The sequence below is a fragment of the uncultured Streptomyces sp. genome (genome assembly GCF_947488945.1).
In the GTDB taxonomy this organism is placed as follows: Bacteria; Actinomycetota; Actinomycetes; order Streptomycetales; family Streptomycetaceae; genus Streptomyces.
This window is the reverse complement of record NZ_CANLBS010000023.1, coordinates 18,279-39,727: the sequence shown is the minus strand read 5'-3', so window position 1 is coordinate 39,727 and position 21,449 is coordinate 18,279. Positions and strand designations below refer to the sequence as shown.

Annotated in this window: 19 protein-coding genes; 10 read left to right on the top strand and 9 right to left on the bottom strand. The window is 73.1% G+C overall.

Annotated elements, in window-relative coordinates:
- Positions 1-2: 2 nt before the first annotated feature.
- Together treY and glgX are read right to left on the bottom strand one after the other, a co-directional pair.
- Entirely contained in the window at positions 3-2,375 is a 2,373-nt protein-coding gene (treY, locus tag Q0994_RS28405) for a malto-oligosyltrehalose synthase (protein ID WP_299540109.1), read from the bottom strand.
- Positions 2,376-2,594: 219 nt separating this feature from the next.
- Complete coding sequence (glgX, locus tag Q0994_RS28400) at positions 2,595-4,775, bottom strand: glycogen debranching protein GlgX (RefSeq protein WP_299540107.1); 2,181 nt, start codon at positions 4,773-4,775, stop codon at positions 2,595-2,597.
- Positions 4,776-5,208: 433 nt separating this feature from the next.
- Between glgX and Q0994_RS28395 the strand changes: the two genes are divergently transcribed.
- Both Q0994_RS28395 and Q0994_RS28390 read left to right on the top strand, forming a co-directional pair.
- A complete protein-coding gene (locus tag Q0994_RS28395) occupies positions 5,209-6,441 on the top strand; it encodes an SAV2148 family HEPN domain-containing protein (protein ID WP_299540105.1) in 1,233 nt (410 codons plus the stop codon).
- A 65-nt stretch (positions 6,442-6,506) separates the two neighbouring features.
- Positions 6,507-7,247, top strand: a complete 741-nt coding sequence (locus Q0994_RS28390; protein WP_299540103.1) for a 3'-5' exonuclease — start codon at positions 6,507-6,509, stop codon at positions 7,245-7,247.
- A 30-nt stretch (positions 7,248-7,277) separates the two neighbouring features.
- Here Q0994_RS28390 and Q0994_RS28385 read toward each other — a convergent pair whose 3' ends face one another.
- Positions 7,278-8,174: a phosphotransferase enzyme family protein gene (locus Q0994_RS28385; RefSeq protein WP_299540101.1), complete on the bottom strand. Its 897-nt coding sequence runs from the start codon at positions 8,172-8,174 to the stop codon at positions 7,278-7,280.
- Between the two features lie 123 nt (positions 8,175-8,297).
- On the opposite strand from Q0994_RS28385, the gene Q0994_RS28380 reads away from it, so the two are divergent.
- The 3 genes from Q0994_RS28380 to Q0994_RS28370 are packed head-to-tail and all read left to right on the top strand — an operon-like array spanning position 8,298 to position 11,373.
- A complete protein-coding gene (locus Q0994_RS28380; RefSeq protein ID WP_299540099.1) occupies positions 8,298-9,248 on the top strand; it encodes a carbohydrate ABC transporter permease in 951 nt (316 codons plus the stop codon).
- Complete coding sequence (locus tag Q0994_RS28375; RefSeq protein WP_299540097.1) at positions 9,245-10,084, top strand: carbohydrate ABC transporter permease; 840 nt, start codon at positions 9,245-9,247, stop codon at positions 10,082-10,084. The genes Q0994_RS28380 and Q0994_RS28375 overlap by 4 nt, the downstream gene beginning before the upstream one ends.
- Positions 10,084-11,373 (top strand): ABC transporter substrate-binding protein, encoded by a 1,290-nt coding sequence (locus Q0994_RS28370; protein ID WP_299540095.1) that lies wholly within the window; start codon positions 10,084-10,086, stop codon positions 11,371-11,373. The genes Q0994_RS28375 and Q0994_RS28370 overlap by 1 nt, the downstream gene beginning before the upstream one ends.
- A gap of 59 nt (positions 11,374-11,432) precedes the next feature.
- Here the strand turns inward: Q0994_RS28370 and Q0994_RS28365 are convergent, their stop codons facing one another.
- The gene (locus tag Q0994_RS28365) at positions 11,433-12,179 is read right to left on the bottom strand and encodes a dienelactone hydrolase family protein (protein ID WP_299540093.1); all 747 of its coding nucleotides are present in this window, start codon (positions 12,177-12,179) and stop codon (positions 11,433-11,435) included.
- Positions 12,180-12,435: 256 nt separating this feature from the next.
- Between Q0994_RS28365 and argG the strand changes: the two genes are divergently transcribed.
- Together argG and Q0994_RS28355 are read left to right on the top strand one after the other, a co-directional pair.
- Positions 12,436-13,887 carry an argininosuccinate synthase gene (gene argG / locus Q0994_RS28360; protein WP_299540091.1) on the top strand — a complete coding sequence of 484 codons (1,452 nt, stop codon included), beginning with the start codon at positions 12,436-12,438 and terminating at the stop codon, positions 13,885-13,887.
- A gap of 856 nt (positions 13,888-14,743) precedes the next feature.
- Positions 14,744-15,940, top strand: coding sequence for a S8 family peptidase (locus Q0994_RS28355; RefSeq protein ID WP_299540089.1), 1,197 nt, complete (start codon positions 14,744-14,746; stop codon positions 15,938-15,940).
- 122 nt (positions 15,941-16,062) lie between these two features.
- On the opposite strand, the gene Q0994_RS28350 is transcribed toward Q0994_RS28355, so the two are convergent.
- Both Q0994_RS28350 and Q0994_RS28345 read right to left on the bottom strand, forming a co-directional pair.
- Positions 16,063-16,509 (bottom strand): MarR family transcriptional regulator, encoded by a 447-nt coding sequence (locus Q0994_RS28350; RefSeq protein WP_299540086.1) that lies wholly within the window; start codon positions 16,507-16,509, stop codon positions 16,063-16,065.
- The gene (locus Q0994_RS28345; protein ID WP_299540084.1) at positions 16,506-16,997 is read right to left on the bottom strand and encodes a MarR family winged helix-turn-helix transcriptional regulator; all 492 of its coding nucleotides are present in this window, start codon (positions 16,995-16,997) and stop codon (positions 16,506-16,508) included. The genes Q0994_RS28350 and Q0994_RS28345 overlap by 4 nt, the downstream gene beginning before the upstream one ends.
- A gap of 141 nt (positions 16,998-17,138) precedes the next feature.
- Here Q0994_RS28345 and Q0994_RS28340 point away from each other — a divergent pair, with 141 nt between their 5' ends.
- A complete protein-coding gene (locus Q0994_RS28340) occupies positions 17,139-17,684 on the top strand; it encodes a DUF1697 domain-containing protein (protein WP_299540081.1) in 546 nt (181 codons plus the stop codon).
- Positions 17,677-18,057 (top strand): nuclear transport factor 2 family protein, encoded by a 381-nt coding sequence (locus Q0994_RS28335; RefSeq protein WP_299540079.1) that lies wholly within the window; start codon positions 17,677-17,679, stop codon positions 18,055-18,057. The genes Q0994_RS28340 and Q0994_RS28335 overlap by 8 nt, the downstream gene beginning before the upstream one ends.
- Before the next feature lie 22 nt (positions 18,058-18,079).
- Here the strand turns inward: Q0994_RS28335 and Q0994_RS28330 are convergent, their stop codons facing one another.
- Positions 18,080-18,871: an ABC transporter ATP-binding protein gene (locus Q0994_RS28330; protein ID WP_299540255.1), complete on the bottom strand. Its 792-nt coding sequence runs from the start codon at positions 18,869-18,871 to the stop codon at positions 18,080-18,082.
- Between the two features lie 106 nt (positions 18,872-18,977).
- Positions 18,978-19,718 carry an ABATE domain-containing protein gene (locus Q0994_RS28325; protein WP_299540076.1) on the bottom strand — a complete coding sequence of 247 codons (741 nt, stop codon included), beginning with the start codon at positions 19,716-19,718 and terminating at the stop codon, positions 18,978-18,980.
- A 197-nt stretch (positions 19,719-19,915) separates the two neighbouring features.
- Here Q0994_RS28325 and Q0994_RS28320 point away from each other — a divergent pair, with 197 nt between their 5' ends.
- Entirely contained in the window at positions 19,916-20,656 is a 741-nt protein-coding gene (locus tag Q0994_RS28320) for a metallophosphoesterase (protein WP_299540073.1), read from the top strand.
- Positions 20,657-20,676: 20 nt separating this feature from the next.
- On the opposite strand, the gene Q0994_RS28315 is transcribed toward Q0994_RS28320, so the two are convergent.
- Positions 20,677-21,441 carry a sirohydrochlorin chelatase gene (locus tag Q0994_RS28315; RefSeq protein ID WP_299540070.1) on the bottom strand — a complete coding sequence of 255 codons (765 nt, stop codon included), beginning with the start codon at positions 21,439-21,441 and terminating at the stop codon, positions 20,677-20,679.
- Between the last annotated feature and the right edge of the window lie 8 nt (positions 21,442-21,449).

Genomic DNA, 21,449 nt, shown 5'->3' with positions numbered 1-21,449 from the left:
CGCTACCCCTCCCGCACCCGGCGCAGCAGCGCCACCGGCCGGGCCGCGAACAGCTCCGCCGCCGCGACCTCGCCACCGGTGAACTCCCGCTCCGGAGCCAGCACATCGGCCCAGCGCCCGGTGTCCGGCAGGGTGAGCACGGTGTCCCGCCAGCCGCCCGCCTCCGCCAGCCGCAGCGACAGCCGGGTGACCGCGGTGACGGCCTCCCCGGAGCGGGCGAACGCCAGCAGATGGTCGGCCGCCGGGCCCCGCACGGCCAGCGGGGCGTACGTCCCCGACTCGCCGTACGCCTCCGGCAGCCGCGAGCGCAGATCCAGGGCGGCGGCCGTCAGCGCCGCCTTCTCGCTCGGCTCCCCGCCCGGCCGCCGGAACGGGCGGCGGTTGTCCGGGTCGACCAGCGCCAGATAGTCGTCCTCGGTGCCTTGGTAGAGGTCCGGCACGCCCGGCATGGTCAGGTGCACCAGCGCCGCGCCGAGCACATTGGCCCGCACATGGGGGCGCAGCTCCCGGGCGAAGCCGGTCAGCAGCTCCCGCACCGGCCCCTCGGCGCTGCCCGGACCGGCCGCCACGAAGTCCGACACCGCCCGCTCGTACGCCGGGTCGGGCTCGGTCCAGGTGGTGGAGAGCCCCGCCTCGCGGACGGCCTTCAGCAGGGCCGGCTCCAGCCGGCCGGCCAGTTCGTGGGCGTCGAGGTCCGCGCAGCCGAACGCCGACTGCCACGCGTTCCAGGCGAGTTGGGGATCGGGCGGCAGCACTCCGGTGGCCTTCGCCAGCCGGTCCACCAGCTCCGCCCAGCGGCGCGGGCACTCCGAGAGCACCGCGACACGGGCGCGCACGTCCCCGCTGCGCTTGGCGTCGTGCGTCGTGAGCACGGTGCCGGTGCCGGGCCAGTCGCGCGCGAGGCGCGCGCTGAACGCGTGGAACTCCTCGGGCGCCACGGCGGGCCGGCCGGGGTCGCCGCCCACCTCGGTGGCGGAGATCAGCGGGACGTACCGGTAGAAGGCGGTGTCCTCCACGGACTTGGCGTGCAGCGCCGAGGCGGTCTGGGCGAACCGGGCGCAGAAAGCGGCCTGCGCCGGGCCGTCACCGAGCCGCCCCAGCGCCAGTTCCCGGACGACCTCGACGGCGGTGGCCTCCTCCGGCACGTCGAACGCCGCCTTCGCGTCGCGCACCGCTGACTCCGGGAGCGCGGACTCCGCGAGTTCCGTCACCGGGCCGCCGGCCGTGACGTACGGGCGGTAGACGGGGACGCGGACCAGCAGTTCGCGGAGTGCGGTGCGCAGCGCCCACGGCGCGTGGTCGCGCAGGGCGGGGTCGGCCGCGCAGACCTCGGTGGCCAGCCGGGTGAGCCAGGCGGTCTCCGCCGCCAGCTCGTGCTCCACCACGTGCTCGGCGGCGCGCCGGACGGTCGCCGGCCAGTAGCCGCCGCGGTCCTCGGGCGGCCCGGCGAAGTCCCGGTACCGGCCCACCAGCTCGGCGGCCCCGTCCGGGTCGGTGAACAGGCCGTCGATCCGGTGCAGCGCGTCGTAGCCGGTGGTGCCGGCGACCGCCCAGCCGGCGGGCAGCGTCTCCTGTCCGGTGAGGATCTTCTCCACCACCGTCCACCGGCTGCCGGTGGCCGCCGCCAGCCGGTCCAGATAGGCGCCGGGGTCGGCCAGTCCGTCCGGGTGGTCGACGCGCAGCCCGTCCACCACGCCGTCCGCGATCAGCTCCAGCACCTTGGCGTGGGTGGCGGTGAAGACCTCCGGGTCCTCGATCCGCACGCCGATCAGCTCGGAGACGGTGAAGAAGCGGCGGTAGTTCAGCTCGGTGCGGGCCAGCCGCCACCAGGCCAGCCGGTAGTGCTGGGCGTCCAGCAGCTCCGGCAGCGGCAGCGAGGACGTCCCGGCCCGGAGCGGGAACTCCTGCTCGCCGTAGCGCAGCACCTCGCCGTCGACGGTGAACCGGCCGAGCTCGTCGCCGACCCGGCCGCCGAGCACCGGCAGCAGCACCTTGCCACCGCCCGCGGCCCAGTCGATGTCGAACCAGCGGGCGTACGGCGAGTCCGGTCCCACGCGCAGCACCTCGCGCAGCGCGGGGTTGTGGCGCGGCGAGGCCGCCATGTGGTTCGGCACGATGTCGAGGATCAGCCCGAGTCCGTGCGCGCGGGCGGTCGCGGCGAGCCGGCGCAGCCCCTCCTCACCGCCCAGCTCGTCCCGGACCCGGGTCGGGTCCACCACGTCGTACCCGTGCCGTGAGCCGGGTACGGCCTCCAGCACGGGGGAGAGGTGCAGATGCGAGACACCGAGCGAGGCCAGGTGGGGAACCGCGTCCCCGGCGGCCGCGAAGGTGAAGTCCGGTTGGAGCTGGAGCCGGTACGTGGCGGATGGCGTCATGCACACGTAAGTACCCAGCCCGAGCCGATCCGTGTCATCGGGCGGCGGTACGCAGCCCGCGCGCGCCGGGGAATTCACCCGCCGGCACCACCCGTTCGGCCGAGCCGGAGCCGGAGCCGGAGCCGGAGCCGGAGCCGGAGCCGGAGCCGGAGCCGGAGCCGGAGCCGGGGCGCTTCGTGGCCGGTCGGCCCCGGAGCGCCCCGGAAGGGCCGGGCGGGCCTATGCGGGCCGCTTGAGCACCGTGAGGCTGCGGCCGACGAGCTGGACCCGCTCGCCCGCCGACACCTTCGGTCCGGCGCCCGGCGGCACGCCGTCCCGGAGCGCGGTGTCGACCACCACCTCCCAGTGCGCCCCGTGGTTCACCGGAACGGCGAATTCCAGCGTCTCCGCGCCCGCGTTGAACATCAGCAGGAACGAGTCGTCGGAGATCCGCTCGCCGCGCGGCCCCGGCTCGGAGATCGCGTGGCCGTTCAGGAACACGGTCATCGCCTTGGCGTGCGCCGCCTGCCAGTCCCGCTGGGTCATCTCCTCGCCCTCGGGGGTGAACCACGCGATGTCGGACAGCTCGTCGTGGGTTCCCTCCACCGGACGCCCGTGGAAGAAGCGGCGACGGCGGAACACCGGGTGGTCGCGGCGGAGCCAGACCATCGAGCGCGTGAACTCCAGCAGGCGTACGTCCGCCCCCGCCGAGCCGCCCGCCGCCTCGTCCCCGTCACCCTCACCCTCGCCCCGGCCGTCGGAGGCGGAACGCGGCGCCGGCCAGTGCACCCAAGACAGCTCGTTGTCCTGGCAGTAGGCGTTGTTGTTACCCCGCTGGGTGCGGGCGAACTCGTCGCCGTGGCTCAGCATGGGTACGCCCTGGGACAGCATCAGGGTGGCGATGAAGTTGCGCATCTGCCGCTCCCGCAGCTCCCGCACCGCCTCGTCCTCGGTGTCGCCCTCCACCCCGCAGTTCCAGGACCGGTTGTGGCTCTCGCCGTCGCGGTTGCCCTCGCCGTTGGCGTCGTTGTGCTTGTCGTTGTACGAGACCAGGTCGTGCAGGGTGAAACCGTCGTGGCAGGTGGTGAAGTTGATCGAGGCCAGCGGTCGGCGCCCGTCGTCCTGGTAGAGGTCCGAGGAGCCGGTCAGCCGCCCGGCGAACTCCGCCAGGGTCCGCGGCTCGCCCCGCCACAGGTCGCGCACGGTGTCGCGGTACTTGCCGTTCCACTCGGTCCACAGCGGCGGGAAGTTCCCCACCTGGTAACCGCCCTCACCGACGTCCCACGGCTCCGCGATCAGCTTCACCTGGCTCACCACCGGGTCCTGCTGCACCAGGTCGAAGAACGACGACAGCCGGTCCACCTCGTGGAACTGGCGCGCCAGCGTCGCCGCGAGGTCGAAGCGGAAGCCGTCCACATGCATCTCGGTGACCCAGTACCGCAGCGAGTCCATGATCATCTGGAGCACGTGCGGGGACCGCATCAGCAGTGAGTTCCCGGTGCCGGTGGTGTCCATGTAATAGCGCTGGTCGTCGGTCAGCCGGTAGTACGAGGCGTTGTCGAGCCCCCGGAAGGAGAGCGTCGGCCCCAGGTGGTTGCCCTCGGCGGTGTGGTTGTAGACGACGTCGAGGATGACCTCGATGCCCGCCTGGTGCAGCGCCTTCACCGCCTGCTTGAACTCCAGCACCTGCTCGCCGCGGTCGCCCCAGGAGGCGTACGCGTTGTGCGGGGCGAAGAAGCCGATGGTGTTGTACCCCCAGTAGTTGGCGAGGCCCGCGTCGGCCAGCCGGTGGTCCTGGACGAACTGGTGCACCGGCATCAGCTCGATCGCGGTCACCCCCAGCTCGGTCAGGTGGGCGATGACCTCGGGGTGCGCCAGCCCGGCGTACGTCCCGCGCAGTTCCTCGGGCAGGCCCGGGTGAAGCATCGTCAGGCCCTTGACGTGGGCCTCGTAGATCACCGTGCGGTGATAGTCCGTCCGGGGGCGCCGGTCGTCGCCCCAGTCGAAGTACGGGTTGACCACCACCGACGACATCATGTGCGGGGCGGAGTCGAGGTCGTTGCGCTCGTCCGGCCGCCCGAAGGGGTAGCCGTACACCGCCTCGCCCCACTCGATCTTCCCCGAGACGGCCCGCGCGTAGGGGTCGAGCAGCAGCTTGGCGGAGTTGCACCGCTGCCCGTGCTCCGGTTCGTAGGGGCCGTGCACCCGGAAGCCGTAGCGCTGACCCGGCATCACGCCGGGCAGGTAGGCATGCCGGACGAAGGCGTCGGACTCACGGAGTTCGACCGCCGTCTCCGAACCGTCGTCGTGCAACAGGCACAACTCGATGCGGTGGGCGGCCTCCGAGAAGACCGCGAAGTTGGTTCCGGCGCCGTCGTACGTGGCGCCGAGCGGATACGCGTGTCCCGGCCAGACCTGCATAGATATGACTCTTCCATTTCTGATCCGGGTGCGGTGCCGTTCTCGGGCTCTTCAGCCAGATAATCCCCGAAAGTGGGGTCCTTACCTAGTACGCCGGGCGGTTCGGCCGGAAGCGGCGGGGCGCGCACGGCGGCGCACGCCCCCGTTTCCCGTGTGTGTTCGGGCCGCTTCCGGGGGCCCGGTCAACCCCGCGCGCCGCCCTTCACCCCCGGGCGTGTCCAGCGCGTCGCCGCGCCGGTGCGGCGGAGGGCCCGGCCGGGGACAGGGTGCTTCATCACTATGAATCCGCTCACTCCACCCCATCTCGATGTCCGGAACGAGTCGGATGCGTGGGGGAGTTGGTGAAGGAGCCTCTCCATCCGGCTGCACCGCCCCATGTCCCCGGAGTACCCTTCCTTGATCGTTGGGTGGGGGAGTGGAAGGCGGTATGCGGGTGAGCTCGGGAGGGTTCGAGCTGCCCCCGGGTGACGTGAGTCACGACGGGGAGCCGAACGACGCCCCGCCCGGAGCCGTCTCCCTGGCGCAGCCCATGGAAATCGGCGCCGAACTGGGCTGGGGCGCGGAAGCGTGGGGCGAGGTGCGTACGCGTGCCCAGCGCGCCGGCCGTGCGTACATCTGGCTGAATCTCGTCGAACAACGGCTGCGTTCCGTGGTCGCCGCCGTCCTGGGGCCGGTCTACGAGCCCGTCAACGGCGACGACTGGGTGGTGGCCGCCGCCGGGCCTGCCGGACAGGAGTGGGTGCAGCGGGCCGTCGCGGTGCGCGAGGTGTCCCGGCGCAAGGGCTACCTGCTGGACCCGGCCGACGACAACGTGCTCAGCTTCCTCACCCTGCCGCAGCTCCGCGAGCTGATGGTCCAGCACTGGCCGTGTTTCGAGCCGTACTTCGACGACCGCAGGGACGTCGAGCTGGCCCTCGACGAGCTGGAGGTCGCCCGCAACGTCGTCTCCCGCAACCGGGCGCTCAACGAAGCCGTGCTGGCCCAGGCCGAGCGCGCCTCGGCGCGGCTGCTGGACATCCTCGGCGGCGGCGCCCCGGTCCCCTCCGCCGACCGGCTGCCGGTGGACGCGGTCGAGTCCCTGGTCGGCGACCGCTACGCCGACGTCGTCTCCGTCCACCCCGACCGGGTCCGGCTGCAACGGCAGCTCCCCGCCGAGGACCTGTTCGGCGGCGCCCGCAGGCTCGACGCGATCGGCATAGGGCTCAACCTGCTGGTGCAGAACTTCTCCGGTCGCCGGCTGATCCGGCTGGCCGAGACCGGCTGCCGGGTCCGCCTCCTGTTCATCAACCCGGCCAGCAGCGCGGTCCGGCGGCGCGAGCGGGAACTCGGGCTCAAGAAGGGCGAACTGAGCCGCTCGGTGGAGATGAACATCCTCCACATGCGCCGGGTGCGGGCCCGGCTGCGCGACCCCGGAGCCTTCCAGATCCAGGTCTTCGACGAGACGCCCCGCTTCACCGCCTACCTGGTGGACGGGGACGGCCCGGACGCCGTGGGCGTCGTGCAGACCTATCTGCGGCGCGCCCGCGGCATGGAGGCCCCGGTGCTGGTGCTCCGCGGGGCCGGGCGTGGCGTGGTGCGCGCGGGGCAGGACAGCGAGCACGGACTGTTCGAGACGTACCGCGAGGAGTTCGAGTCGGTCTGGACCGACTCCAGACCGGTCTCCTGACGGGGCTGTCAGTGGCGCGTGGCAGGGTGTCCTCATCGGGGGAAAGCACCACGAAGGAGGTAGGGATGAGCTGGCACCGCGAGCCGCTGGTCGGCTTCGACCTGGAGACGACGGGCACCGAGCCGCTGGAGGCCCGGATCGTGACCGCGGCCGTCGTCACCGTCGGGGACGGGACGGGCGAACCGGTGGGCGCGCGGGCGTGGCTGGCGGATCCGGGCATCAGGATCCCGGCGCAGGCGTCGGCGATCCACGGGATCAGCAGCGAGCGGGCGGCGGCCGAGGGGCGCCCGGTGGCCGAGGTGGCGGACGAGGTCGCCGACACGCTCGTCGCGCACTGGCGCGACGGCGTGCCCGTGGTGGCGTACAACGCGGCCTTCGATCTGACGCTGCTCAGCGCCGAGTTGCGCCGCCACGGGCTGCCCTCCCTGCGGGACAGGCTGGGCGGGGCGGGCATCGGCCCGGTCATCGACCCGTACACCGTGGACCGGGCCGTCGACCGGTACCGCAAGGGCAAGCGCAATCTGGAAGCGGTCTGCACCGAGTACGGCGTGGTGCACGGCGGCGCCCACGACGCCTCGGCCGACGCCCTCGCCGCGGTCCGGGTCGCGTACGCGATAGCCGGCCGGCACCCCGCGGTCGCCGCCCTCACCGCGGCCGAGCTGCACGAGCGCCAGATCACCTGGTACGCGGAGTGGGCCGCGGACTTCCAGGCGTTCCTGCGCCGCAAGGGTTCGGCGGACGCGGTGGTGGACGGAGACTGGCCGCTGCGGCGCGTCGTCGTCGAACCGAGCGACGCCCGGGTCTGAGCACCCGCGCCGCGCCGGTCGCGGGCTCCTTCAGAAGGGGTACCAGCGCACCTCGGGGTCGCCGTCGCGCAGCGAGTCCACCCGGCGGCGGAACTCGGCCAGCGCCTTCGGGTTGGACGGCGCGTGCTGGGCGACCCAGGCGCAGCTGGCCGTCTCCCGGGCGCCGCGCAGCACGGCGCAGCCGTCCCACTCCCGCACGTCCCAGCCGTAGGCGGCCGTGAAGTCGTCGTAGGCCGCAGGGTCGAGGCCGTAGCGGTCGCGGGAGAGCGCGAGCACCACCAGATCGTGTTCGCGCAGGTCGGCGGAGAACGTCTCCAGGTCGACGAGGACCGGTCCGTCCGGTCCGACCACGACGTTGCGCGGAAGCGCGTCGCCGTGGACGGGACCGGGCGTCAGGTGCGGGACGAGCGCGGCCGAAGCCGACGCGAAGCCGTCGCGCCGGGCGCGGAGGTAGTCGGCGTCGGCGGGGTCGATCGCGTCGCCGGCCATCCGGAGCCAGCGCTCCACCCCGCCGAGCAGTTCGCGGCGCGGCAGGGTGAAGCCGTCCGGGGCCGGCAGGGCGTGCACCCGGCGCAGGAGCGGGGCCAGGTCGCGGGGCTCCGTCGGGCGCACGGGATCCGGCAGCCGGTGCCACACCGTCACGGGGTGGCCCTCGGCCGTGCGGACGTCGGATTCGGCGGCCCGGACGGCGGGCACGCCCGCCGCGGCGAGCCATCCGGCGACGGCCACCTCGCGCTGCGCGCGCTCGTGCAGTTCGGGATGGAGCGTGGAGTTCCGGCCGACCTTGACCACCAGGTCGCCGACGGCGAAGACCGCGTTCTCGCCGAGTGCGATGAGCTTCGCACCGCTGGTCCCGGCCGAATCGGAAGATACAGTTCCGGCATATCCCGCGGCGGTCAGCACCTCGCGCGCACGCTTTTCGTCCATGGCGCGATTTTCGCATCCGTGCAGGCCACCTTGACGAACGGATCCCCCGTCAGCACGATGACGGAGGCCGACGAGGCGATCAGACCGGGATGAACCGGATCAAAACGACAAGGGGCCGTAGTGGTGACATCGGCGACCGCGACGGAGCGGTCGGGACAGCGGCGCACAGGACGGAGCGGCCCCGCCGGCCGGCCGGACCGCGCCGCCCGGGACAGAGCGGCCTGGTTCCTCGTACTGCCCGCGCTCATCCCGATCCTGATCCTCAGCGTCGGCCCGCTGCTCTACGGCATCGCGCTGTCGTTCACCGACGCGCAGTCCGGACGCACCCGTTCCACCCAGTGGATCGGCGCCCTCAACTTCCAGGACCTCCTCCACGACACGCTGTTCTGGGACTCGTTCCGGATCGGACTGCTCTGGGCCGTCGGCGTCACCGTGCCCCAGTTCCTGCTGGCACTCGGTCTCGCCCTGCTGCTCAACCAGAAGCTCCGGCTGCTCTGGCTCGCCCGCGCACTGGCGATCATCCCGTGGGCCATGCCCGAAGTGGTCGTCGGCATCATGTGGCGGCTCGTCTACAACCCCGACGCCGGCATCCTCAACGAGACCATCCGCGACCTCGGCCTCGGCGACGGCCGGGACTGGCTCACCGGCTTCGCGACCGCGCTGCCCGCCGTCATCGTCGTCGGCATCTGGGCCGGAATGCCGCAGACCACCGTGGCCCTGCTCGCCGGACTCCAGAACACCCCGCACGAACTCCACGAGGCCGCCGCCCTCGACGGCGCCGGCGCCTGGCGCCGCTTCCGCACCGTCACCTGGCCCGCGATCAAGCCGGTCGCGCTCTCCATCACCGCCCTCAACTTCATCTGGAACTTCAACTCCTTCGCCCTGGTCTACGTGCTGACCAGCGGCGGACCCGGCGGACGGACCCGGTTGCCGATGCTCTTCGCCTACGAAGAGGCCTTCCGCTACGGCCAGTTCGGCTACGCCGCCGCCATGGGCTGCGTGATGGTGGCCCTGATCTCCGTCATCCTCGCCCTCTACCTGGTGGGCCGGCTCCGCGGAGGTGAGGACCGATGAGCATGCGCACCGGACGAGCCGCCCGCGCCGGACAGTACGCCGCCCTCCTCGGCTACCTCGTCTTCCTCGCCTTCCCGTTCCTCTGGCTCCTCTCCACCGCCTTCAAGCCCGCCCGCGAACTGGGCTCCCTCCACCCCACCTGGATCCCCGAGAACCCCACCCTGGAGAACTTCCGGCAGGCGTTCGAGGAACAGCCGCTGCTCCGGGCCGCGGGGAACTCACTGACCGCCGCCGTCTGCGCCGGAGTGATCTGCGTCCTCATCGCCACGCCCATGGCCTATGTGATGGCCCGCCACCGCAACAGGCTCTCCGCCCTCGCCACCGGCTGGGTGGTGGTCAGCCAGGCGTTCCCCTTCGTCCTGCTGATCATCCCGCTCTTCCTGATCCTCAAGAACCTGCACCTGATCAACTCCCTGTGGGGGCTGATCATGGTGTACGTCGTCTGGTCGCTCCCGTTCGCCCTGTGGATGCTCGTCGGCTACGTACGGGCCGTGCCCACCGAACTGGAGGAGGCCGCCTCGGTCGACGGCGCCGGCAAGCTCCGCATCCTCGTCTCGGTGATCGCCCCGCTGCTCGCTCCCGGCATCGTCGCCACCGCCCTCTTCGCCTTCATCACCGCGTGGAACGAGTTCTTCTTCGCCCTGGTCCTGCTCAAGACACCGGAGAACCAGACCTTGCCGGTCGTACTCACCCACTTCATCGGCGCCGAGGGCGCGGCCGACCTCGGGCCGCTCGCCGCCGCCGCGTTCCTCGCCACCTTGCCCTCCCTGCTCCTGTTCGCGGTCATCCAGCGGCGGATCACGGGCGGCATGCTGGCCGGGGCGGTGAAGAGCTGATGCGGGCGCTCGCCCGCATCGCCTCGGCGGCGGCCGCCCTCGCCCTGCTGCTCACCGGCTGCACGTCCGGCGACGCCCCCCACGACAGCGGGACGATCCGCCTCCGCTTCCAGTCGCTGGCCTGGCAGACCGAGTCCGTCGAGGCCAACAAGGAACTCGTCGCCGAGTGGAACGCCGCCCACCCCGACGTCCAGGTCGACTACGTCCAGGGCAGCTGGGACAGCGTCCACGACCAACTGCTCACCTCGTTCGAGGGCGGCGAGGCGCCCGACATCATCCACGACGCCTCCGACGACCTCGCCGACTTCGCCTACGGGGGCTATCTCGCCGACCTCCGCACCCTGCTGCCCGACCGGCTGCGCTCGGACATCCCGGCGGAGTCCTGGCGGACCACCACGTTCGACGAGGGGATCTACGGCGTTCCGTTCCTCCAGGAACCCAAGGTCCTTATCGCCAACACCCGGCTGCTGAAGAAGGCCGGGGTCCGCATCCCCACCCCCGAGCGCCCCTGGAGCTGGACGGAGTTCCGCGAGGTCTCCCGGAAGCTGACCGGGAAGGGGACGTACGGCGTCGCCTGGCCCCTGAAGGAACCCGTGTCGATCACCCTCAACATGGGCCTCTCCGACGGTGGGCAGCTCTTCCACCGGGGCGCGGACGGCACGGTGGACCTCCGCTTCGAGCAGGGCGACCGGGTCGTCCCGGACACCGTCCACGCCCAGGTGAACACCGACCGCAGCGCCGCCCGGTCGGCCCTCGGCATGGGCGGATCCGATACCCTGCCGGGCCTGTTCGGCGGCAAGTACGCGATGGTTCCGCTCGGGTTCGCCTACCGCCAGCAGGTCGTCGAGCAGGCGCCCGAGGGCTTCGAGTGGTCGGTGCTGCCGATGCCCGCCGGTCGTGACGGGACCGCCCAGGGCGTCAGCCCGCAGACCCTCTCCGTCGCCGAGGACAGCCCGCACAAGAAGGAGGCCGTCGCCTTCCTCGACTTCCTGCTGAGCCCCCGCAACATGGTGCGGCTGGCCGAGGGCGACTGGATGCTGCCGACCGGCACCAAGGCGCTGGCCGACCCCGCGCTGCACACCGCCGAGAACGGCTGGGCGACCGGCACCGCGCTCGCCGAGAACCTGCGCCCCGCCCCCGCGCAGTCGGTGCGCGGCTATCCGGAGTGGAAGGACAAGGTCGCCACCCCGGCCCTCCAGGAGTACTACAGCGGCGCGATCGGCCTCGGCGACCTGAAGAAGCGCCTGGTCACCGACGGCAACCGGGTCCTGGCCCGCTACCAGCGCTGACCGGCCGCGTCCCGTGCGCCGGTGTGGACGTGCGGGCACGGGCCCGGTGCGCGGGTCTGTCAGACGGTCAGGTTCCGCGCCAGCAGCGGCAGCAGGCGGTCCCAGTGCCGCTCGCGTGCGGAGGCGTCGAAGGCGTCGGTGTCGGACATGGTGAAGCCGTGCACGGTGCCGGGGTAGACCTCGATGGACCGGGTGACGCCGGCTGCGTCCAGGGCCCGGCCGAGCTCTTCGGCGGCCTCCGGCGTCATGTCGTTCTCCGCGAGCCCGAAGTACACCTCCGCGTCCATGTCCCCCACCAGGCGGTGCGGACTGTCCGGCGCGTCGGTGACCAGCGCGGCCGGGTGGAAGCCGGCGACGGCCGCCACCCGGCCGGGGTGCGCCGCCGCGGTGCGCAGGGCCAGCGCCGCGCCCATGCAGTAGCCGACCACGGCGACCGGCCCCGCGGCCACCTCGGGGCGCGCGGTGAGGAAGTCGAGGTAGGCGGCCGCGTCACCCTCGGCCCGCGCGGGCGTGTGCGCCTCCATCAGGGGGAGGATCCCGGCGAAGACCGCGGGCCGGACGTCGTTGCCGATGTGCGGGGGGAGGTCCACCACGGGCGCCGGTCCGTGCCGGTGGAACACGTTGGGGACGAGCACGTAGTAGCCGTGCCCGGCGAGTTCCTCGGCCATCCGCTCCAGTGCGGGCCGCAGGCCGAAGGCGTCCATGTACAGCAGCACTCCGGGGTGCCGTCCGCCGCCCTCCGGGGAGGCGGCGACGGCGTCGGCCCCGCCGTCCGCGGTGGGGATCTTCAGCGTGGTGGTGGGCACGGTGTTCCTCTCCGTCCGCCGCGCCCCCGGCGCGGGGCGTGGGCCGTCAGGGTACGCGCCGGGCTGCCGGGACCGGGGCGGCCGGGTGCGGTGTGTCCCGGCGCCGGGTCTCCGGCGGTCCGAGGAGCGGGGACGAGCGGGACCACACCGCGCGGGCGGGGGCGCGCCCCGCCCCGTTCTGTCGGCCGGCTCGGTCGGGAGGACCAGTCGACCGAGCGATTTTGCATGACCATGCGATGTGATGCATACTCTTCCCATGTCAAAGGTTCTCACCTCCCTGCCCACCGGCGAACGCGTCGGCATCGCCTTCTCCGGGGGTCTCGACACCTCCGTCGCGGTCGCGTGGATGCGCGACAAGGGCGCCGTCCCGTGCACCTACACGGCCGACATCGGCCAGTACGACGAGCCCGACATCGCGTCGGTGCCCGGCCGTGCGACCGCGTACGGCGCCGAGATCGCGCGCCTGGTCGACTGCCGCGCCGCGCTGGTCGAGGAGGGCCTGGCCGCGCTGACGTGCGGAGCGTTCCACATCCGCTCCGGCGGCCGCTCCTACTTCAACACCACGCCCCTCGGCCGTGCCGTCACCGGCACGCTGCTGGTGCGCGCGATGCTCGAGGACGGCGTGCAGATCTGGGGCGACGGCTCGACCTTCAAGGGCAACGACATCGAGCGGTTCTACCGCTACGGCCTGCTCGCCAACCCGCACCTGCGCATCTACAAGCCGTGGCTCGACGCCGACTTCGTCACCGAGCTCGGCGGCCGCAAGGAGATGTCGGAGTGGCTGCTCGCCCACGACCTCCCGTACCGCGACAGCACGGAGAAGGCGTACTCCACCGACGCCAACATCTGGGGCGCCACCCACGAGGCGAAGACCCTGGAGCACCTCGACACGGGTGTCGAGACCGTCGACCCGATCATGGGCGTCCGGTTCTGGGACCCCGAGGTCGAGATCGAGACGGAGGACGTCACGATCGGCTTCGAGCAGGGCCGCCCCGTCACGATCAACGGCAAGGAGTTCGCCAACGCCGTCGACCTGGTGATGGAGGCCAACGCCATCGGCGGCCGGCACGGGCTCGGCATGTCCGACCAGATCGAGAACCGGGTGATCGAGGCCAAGAGCCGCGGCATCTACGAGGCCCCGGGCATGGCCCTGCTGCACGTCGTGTACGAGCGGCTCGTCAACGCGATCCACAACGAGGACACGGTCGCCCAGTACCACAACGAGGGCCGGCGCCTCGGCCGGCTCATGTACGAGGGCCGCTGGCTCGACCCGCAGGCGCTGATGATCCGCGAGTCGCTCCAGCGCTGGGTCGGCACCACCATCACCGGCGAGGTCACCCTGCGGCTGCGGCGCGGCGAGGACTACTCGATCCTCGACACCTCGGGTCCCGCCTTCAGCTACCACCCGGACAAGCTCTCCATGGAGCGCACCGAGGACTCGGCGTTCGGCCCGGTCGACCGGATCGGCCAGCTCACCATGCGCAACCTCGACATCGCGGACTCGCGCGCCAAGCTGGAGCAGTACGCCGGGCTCGGTGTCGTCGGCAACACCAACCGGACCCTGCTCGGCGCCGCCCAGGCAGCCTCGACCGGTCTGATCGGCGCCATGCCGGCGGGCGGCGCCGAGGTCATCGCCTCCCGCGGCAGTGCCGGAAGCGACGACGAGCAGATGCTGGACCGTGCCGCCATGGAGTTCGGCACCGACTGACACACCGGCACCGCCGGGCGGCCGCGTCCGTCCGGCGTCCCGGAGCACGACCCTTCGGCCGTGTCCGCGCCTTCTCCGTACGCCTCCGGGCGCGCGGGGGCCGCGCGGGCGCGGCCGTCGTGATTCCCCGGTCACCCGGCCGGACAGGGGCGTGGCTCGGGCCCGTCGCGACGGAGAAGCCGGTCCCGCCCGGACCGCCGTCCACCCCGCAGGACGCCTTCCACCGCGCCTCCCGGGCCGTCCCGCTCACTCCGCACAACACCCGTCGGACGTGCTTGAGTTCTCCCTCACCGTGTGACATTCCGCCCGGCCTTTCCCCCCTTCGCGCATCCGCCCGTACCCCCGCATGCTCCCGTAGCGCGATCTTGCCCGAGGGGCGCGCAGGGAGGTACGGAAACCTGATGGCCGCACCTGCGACGTCCCCGTCGCGGCCGGCGCGTCCGAGGCGTACCGCATGCTCACCGGGGGACGCGGTGGCGGTCGTGGGCGCGGTCTCCCCGCTCGCCGATGCCCAGCGCGGGTGTGTCGCATGCGTCCGGGCGAAAGGTGGGGGCGATTTCACGCCGTCTCTCTTTGCTGATCACGCCCGTTCCGGTGTGCCCGGGAGGAAGCTCCCGGTGGAGGAATGCGGCAACAAGGCTGGTGGACCGGGCCGGTTCGGGCCGGAGGTGGCACCGCTCAAGATCGGCGCGTCGGAGGTTGGCCGAAAAAGCGCGGAAGATTTGCGCGGGTGTGTCGAAGCCGTGGAGAGCCTTGATCTGTGCGCGTCAATCGGCCAGGGTTTCGAGCCAGCCCCCGGAGATCTTCCCGCCGAGGGCGCAACCCCCCACAAAGAATGACGAGGAGACCCCTCTTCATGACCATTCATCAGCGCACCCGCAGGACCAGGCTCACCGCGGCGATCACCGCGACGGCGGCGGCAGCCGGGATCACGCTCCTCAACACCTCGTTCGCCGGAGCCGCGCCCGCCATGGGCACCGTCTACGGCGCGGACGCGGCGACCGCCGTGTCGGGCAGCTACATCGTGATGCTCGACGACGAGGCCGACAAGTCCGAGCTGGCGAAGGAGTACGGCGGCACGCTCGAACGTTCCTACTCGGCCGCCCTCCACGGCTTCTCGGCCAGCGGACTCACGGAGACCGAGGCCAAGCGCCTCGCCGCCGACCCGGCCGTCTCCCAGGTGGTCCAGAACAAGAAGTTCCACATCGACGCCACCCAGGACTCGCCGCCGTCCTGGGGGCTGGACCGGATCGACCAGGCCGAGACCGCCGGCGACGACGCCTACACCTACCCGGACGCGGGCGGCGAGGGCGTCACCGCGTACGTCATCGACACCGGGGTCCGCGTGACGCACGAGGACTTCGGCGGACGCGCCACCTCGGGCTACGACGCGGTGGACGACGACGCCGACGCCGACGACGGCAACGGCCACGGCACCCACGTCGCCGGCACCATAGCCGGGTCGTCGTACGGGGTCGCCAAGAACGCCGACATCGTCGCGGTCCGGGTCCTGGACGACGCCGGGTCGGGCACCACCGAGCAGGTCATCGCCGGCATCGACTGGGTCACCGAGAACCACTCGGGCCCCTCGGTCGCCAACATGAGTCTCGGCGGCGGCGCGGACCCGGCCCTCGACGCCGCGGTCGAGGAGGCCATCGCCTCCGGCGTCACCTTCGCGGTGGCGGCCGGCAACGAGTCCGCCGACGCGGGCGAAGGGTCCCCCTCCCGGGTGCCCGACGCCATCACCGTCGCCTCGTCCACGGTGGACGACACGCAGTCGTACTTCTCCAACTACGGCTCCGTGGTGGACGTCTACGCCCCCGGCTCGGACATCACCTCCGCCTGGAACGACAGCGACAGCAGCACCAACACCATCTCGGGCACCTCGATGGCCACCCCGCACGTCGTCGGAGCGGCCGCCGTCTATCTCGCCGGCCACCCCGACGCCACCCCGGCCGAGGTGTCCGCGGCGCTGACCGACGGCGCCACCGCGGACGCGATCTCCGACGCGACCACGGGCACCGCCAACAAGCTGCTGAAGATCGTCGAGTAGCGCCACCCGCTCCACCGGCCGGGCGGGACGGCACGCACCCCGCCTCCCCACCCGGTCACCCCCGGCCGCCGCGCCCACCCCACGGGGCGCGGCGGCCGACGTGTGTCCCGCGCGGGTACGGATCAGGCCCGCATCGCCGCGAGTTCGGCGTCGGCCCGCTCGGTCACCAGCGCGAGGACACGCCCGGCGACCGCCAGATCCTCGGCGGTGATGCCGCCCCAGATGCGCCTGCTGACCGGAGCGACCTCCGCGTCGACGGCGGCGAGCAGCGCGCGCCCGGCGTCGCTGGGGCGCAGGCGTCCACCGTCCTCCGTCAGCAGGCGCGCGGTCAGCAACGCGTCCACGTCGGCGCCGATGCCGGCCGGATCGGCCTTGAGGGAGGCCCCGACCAGTGCGACGAGCTCGTCCCTGGCCGGCGGGGCCGCGGCGGTGACCGCGGCGCGCAGGGTGATCTGCTGCTGGAAGGTGATGTCGTGCCGGGCGAGCACCTGCTCCAGGACGCCGCGCGCGGCGTAGTGGGCGAGGCCCAGGGTGCGGGAGCCGGCGGGCGGGGTGCCGGTGGTGGTCATGGTGTCCTCCGGTGGGTCGCGTCGTGCGGGACGGATGGGTCGAGAGGTGCGCCGAGCAGGGCCGTCAGCTCGTCGGTGAAGACGCGCGCCCGTTGGGCGTCCGGGCCGCCCAGCGGCTCCAGCAACTGCCCGACCAGCTCCTGGACCACCGTGACGGCCCGCTCGGCGACCTTGCGCCCCTCGTCGGTGAGGGTGAGTTGCACCGCCCGCGGGTCGCGGGGGTCGCGGGTCCGCCCCACCAGGCCGGCCGCTTCCAGGGAACGCGCGAGCTTCGAGACGTACAGGGCCTCCAGCCCGGTGTGGTCGGCGAGCCGGCGCTGGCTGGGCCGTTCGCCGGTGCGCCCCATGCCGTACAGCGACCCGACCACCGCGTACTGCGCGTGGGTGAGGCCGAGCGGGGCCAGTGCGCGGTCCACCGCGACGCGCCACTTGTTGGCGAGCCGCCAGACCAGGAATCCGGGGGTGGGACCGGGTGCGTCCATGCTCATGAGAGAAAGAGTACATAGCTATGATGTCCATGGCTACTGTTTTCCGAGCCCCGACGCGGGCTCACGGCGCGGGCCGTCGACGCTCCGCACCGGCGGTCCGGCAACCCCGAAGCCTCGCGGGTCCGCCCTAGGCTGTGCCCCATGACGAGGTATGCGGCCCTGTTGCAGGGCGTGAACGTGGGCGGCCGGACGAGTGTGCCGATGGCGGATCTCCGCGAGCTGCTCGGGGAGCTGGGGCACACCGGCGTCGCCACCTACCTCCGCAGTGGCAATGCCGTCTTCACCAGCGACCACGGTGACGAGGACACGCTGGCCGCAGGCATCGCGCAGGCGTTGGAGGCCCGTTTCGGCCGCTCGGTCGCCTGTCTGGTGCGCGACGCCGCCCACCTGGCCCAGGTGGCCGCGAACTGCCCGTTCCCCGCTGCCGAACTGGAGGGCAGACAGCTCCACGTCACCTTCTACGACCGGCCCGTCGAGCCCGCCCGCTTCGCCTCCGTCGACCCGGCGGCCCACCTGCCCGAGGAGTTCCGCCTCGGCGACCGCGCACTGTACCTGTACGTCCCCGACGGCCTCGGCCGGTCCAAGCTCGCCGCCGCGCTGTCCCGGCCCGCGGTCACCCGTGGCCTCGTCGCCACCAGCCGCAACTGGAACACCGTCGAGGCGCTGGTGGGGATGACCCGTGACTGAGCCCTCGGCCGCCGTCGCCGCCGCCGTGGAGGGCGAGCTCAGACTCCTCGACCCCCGCGTCCGCGCCTCCGCCGCGCTGCTCGCCACCCTGCTCCACCCGCGTTTCCGGGAGATCGGGTCCACCGGCACGGTCTCCGACCGCGACGCGATCATCGCCTCGCTCGTCGCCGACGACGCCCCGAGCCCCGCGCCGCTCACCGCCTCCCGGCTGCGGGGCGTCCAGCTCGCCCCCGACCTGGTCCATCTCACCTTCGACACTGAGTCCAAGGGCCGTCATGCTCACCGGAGTTCGCTGTGGCGGCTGACGGACTCCGGCTGGCTTCTCTACTTCCACCAGGCCACCCCCTTCGTCGAGGAGGGGGCCGACGACTGACCCGCCGGGCACCGGGCCGCGGTCAGTCGCGGGACACCCGCCGGGCGCGCGCGGCCCACCTGCCGTCGGTGCGGCTGATCCGAACCGGATGGCCGAAGCAGTCGCTGACCCGCTCGGTGGTCAGCACCTCGTCGGCCGGACCCGAAGCCACGCACCGTCCGCCCCGCATCAGCATCGCGTGCGTCGTGGAGGCGGGCAGCTCCTCCAGGTGGTGGGTGACCAGGACGGTCGCCGGCTCCGGGTTCTCCTCGCGGAGGGTGTCCAGGCTGTCGAGCAACTGCTCCCGGGCGGCCAGATCCAGTCCGGTGGCGGGCTCGTCCAACAGCAGGAGCCGGGGTCGCGGCATCAGGGCCCGGGCGATCAGGGTGCGGCCTCGCTCGCCCTGGGAGAGGGCGGGCCAGCGGGACGACTCCTTGCCGCCCATGCCGAGCATCTTCAGCAGCCGTTCGGCCGACTCCCGCTGCTCCTCCGTGGCGCGCCGACGCGGCACCGGTTCCACCGAGTTGGTCAGCCCGGTCAGCACCACCTGGCGGACGGTGAGCGGCGAGCGCAGCGGATGGCGCGGATCGACGTGGCCCAGCAGGGTGCGCAGCTCGCGCAGATCGACCCGGCCGAGCCTGCGGCCCAGCACCTCCACCGTTCCCGCGCTCGGGTGGGTGACCGCGCCGAGGCAGCCGAGCAGCGTGCTCTTGCCCGCCCCGTTCGCCCCCAGCAGCGCCCAGTGCTCCCCGGCCCGCACGGTCAGCGACACCGCGTCCAGCAGGACCTTGCCGTCCCGTACGAGGGACACCTCGTCCGCCCGGACGACGGGCACGGGTCCGGGGCGGGCGGTGTCCGGCGGGTGCGGGAGCTCCCGGCCGGGCGCGGTGGCGGGGAGGGCGGCAGGGCTGGGTCCGGACACTGTGTGCTCCTTGCATGCGTTATTCCGAGACTACCGGTCCGGCATGTGGACAGTCCGGGGGCGGCGGGGTCGCCGTAGCCGGTGACCGCGGTCCGGTGCCGGCCCCGTCGGCCCGGTCGGTCCCGTCGACCCGGTCGGCGTCGGCCGGACCGTGGTGCAGCCGGTAATGCCGGGCGGCCCGGGCGCGGTTGCCGCAGGAGGTCTTGCACCACTCCTGGCGCCCGTGGCTCTTCACGAAGTACCGCACGCAGCGGGGGGCCGTGCAGGCGCGCAACCGGGCACGTTCGGGGCCCGCGAGGAAGTCGACGGCGGCACGGGCCAGGGCGGCGACGGTCCGGGCGCCCGGATCGCCGTGCTTCGCGGACAGCGTCCGCACGACGGGGACCGCGTCCGGGCCGTCCGGCCAGTCCAGCCGCGGCACGACCGGTGTCCGGGCGGCGGCAGCGTTGAGCAGTTCCAGGGCGCGGTCGGCCGGCATCAGCCGGCCGGCGTCGGCGGGGCTGGCCGGTCCCGGAGCGAGCGCGCGGGCGAACAGGGCGCGGACCGCCTGCCGCAGGGCCACGATGTCCTGCCTGAGCCGGTCGTCGACCACGAGGGCGGCATCGGTGGCGGAGTCGCCCGCCAAGGGGCCGGGCAGGCCGTCGAGCCACTCCGCGGTCCCCCCGACGGTCGCCAGATCGTCCGTCACGCCCCCCGCCCCGTCATGGCGGACGGTGTTCACCAGGGCCAGAGCCGCAGAGGGCTCCGCTCCACTCTCCATGCCACCGCTCTCCCTCCGCCCGTCCCGCCCTCCGACGGGCGGCCTCTTGCCCGCGGTCCCGGCCGCACTCTATGTTCCTCACGGAAAAAGGACCAGTAAGCGTTAACGGGTGGGGTGGTGGAGCCATCGCCGCCCGGCACGTCCTGCTCGCGCCCGACGCGCGTGGAGGTCCCGTCGTCGGAGGAGACAGAGGAACCATGCTGCTACTCGCCCAGCTCAGCGACCTTCATCTGGACGGCGGCGAGCGGGCCGGCCGCCGGGCCGCCCGGGTCATGGACCATCTGCGCTCCCTGCCCCGCCCCGTGGACGCCCTCCTCGTCACCGGCGACATCGCCGACCACGGCGCCGAGGCCGAGTACGAGGAGGCGGCCCGCCTGCTGGCGGCACCCTTCCCGGTGCTCACCTGCCCCGGCAACCACGACGTCCGGGCGGCCTACCGCAAGGCCTTCCTCGGAGAGGAGCCGTCCGACGGGCCGGTCAACCGGGTCCGTCGGATCGGTGGCACGTCGATCCTGATGTGCGACTCGACCGTTCCGGGGCGCGACGAAGGGCGACTGGACGCGCAGACGCTCGACTGGATCGACGCCACCCTCGCCGGTCTGCCGCGCGGGGCCCCGGCGTTGCTCGCCTTCCACCAGCCTCCGGTCGCGCTCCACCACCCGCTCCCCGACGCCTACATGCTCCAGGAGTCCGACCGGCTGGCCGGTCTGCTCGGCGCGCATCCGCAGGTGGTCGCGCTGATCACCGGCCACGCCCACACCGCCGCCGCCTCGGTCTTCGCCGGGCGCCCGGTGATCGTCGGCCCCGCCGTCACCTGGACGCTGCGGATGCCCTGGGAGGGCGACGCCCCCGCCGACCGCGACCAGCCGCCGGCGCTCGCCTTCCACGTGCTCGACGACGACCACCGGCTCACCACCCACTTCCGTGTGGTGATCTGAGCGCGGCACGGCCGCCCCCGTCAGGCCGTCAGCGGCGCTCGGTCCGTGACCAGGGCCTCGTCGTACCGGTCGAGGAGCAGCCGGGCGATCTCGGGGGAGGGGCCCAGTACGTCGGAGAGGATGTCGGCGCCCGCCTCGCGGGCGCCCGCGACGATCCGGTCGGGGAGCCGGCCCGGCGCGAGGACGTACGGGGCGACCGCCACCCGGCGTACGCCCTCCGCCCGCAGGGCCCGGACGGCGTCGCCCGTCCCCGGGAAGCCGCCGGAGGAATGGGCGGACGCGGACGCGGGCCGCACGGCGCACCAACCGGTGTGCCGCAGCTCCCGCGCGATGTCCGCGATCACCGCGATCGCCTCCGGGTCCGTGGAGCCCGCCGAGGCCAGCACCAGACCGGTCGAGCGCCGGTCGGCGGGGGTGATGCCCGCCTCGCCGAGCCGCCGTTCCAGCGTCGCGCGCAGCAGCGGCGACGGACCGAGCACCTCGGCCTGGCGTACGCGCAGCAGGGGCAGCCGGGTCCGGGCCTCGTGCAGCACCGACGGGATGTCGGACTTCGCGTGGAAGGCGCGGGTCAGCAGCAGCGGCAGCGCGACGACGTCATGGGCGCCCTGCGCGTGCAGGCGCTCCAGCAACCGTGGCACGGACGGGGCGTTGAAGTCGAGGAAGCCCGTCTCGACGCGCAGCCCCGGCCGCCCCGCCCGTACCCGCGCGGCGAGCGCGTGCACGGTCGAGGCGTGCCGCGGATCGCGGCTGCCGTGGGCGACGACGAGAAGAACGGGTGCGGGCATCAGGTGAC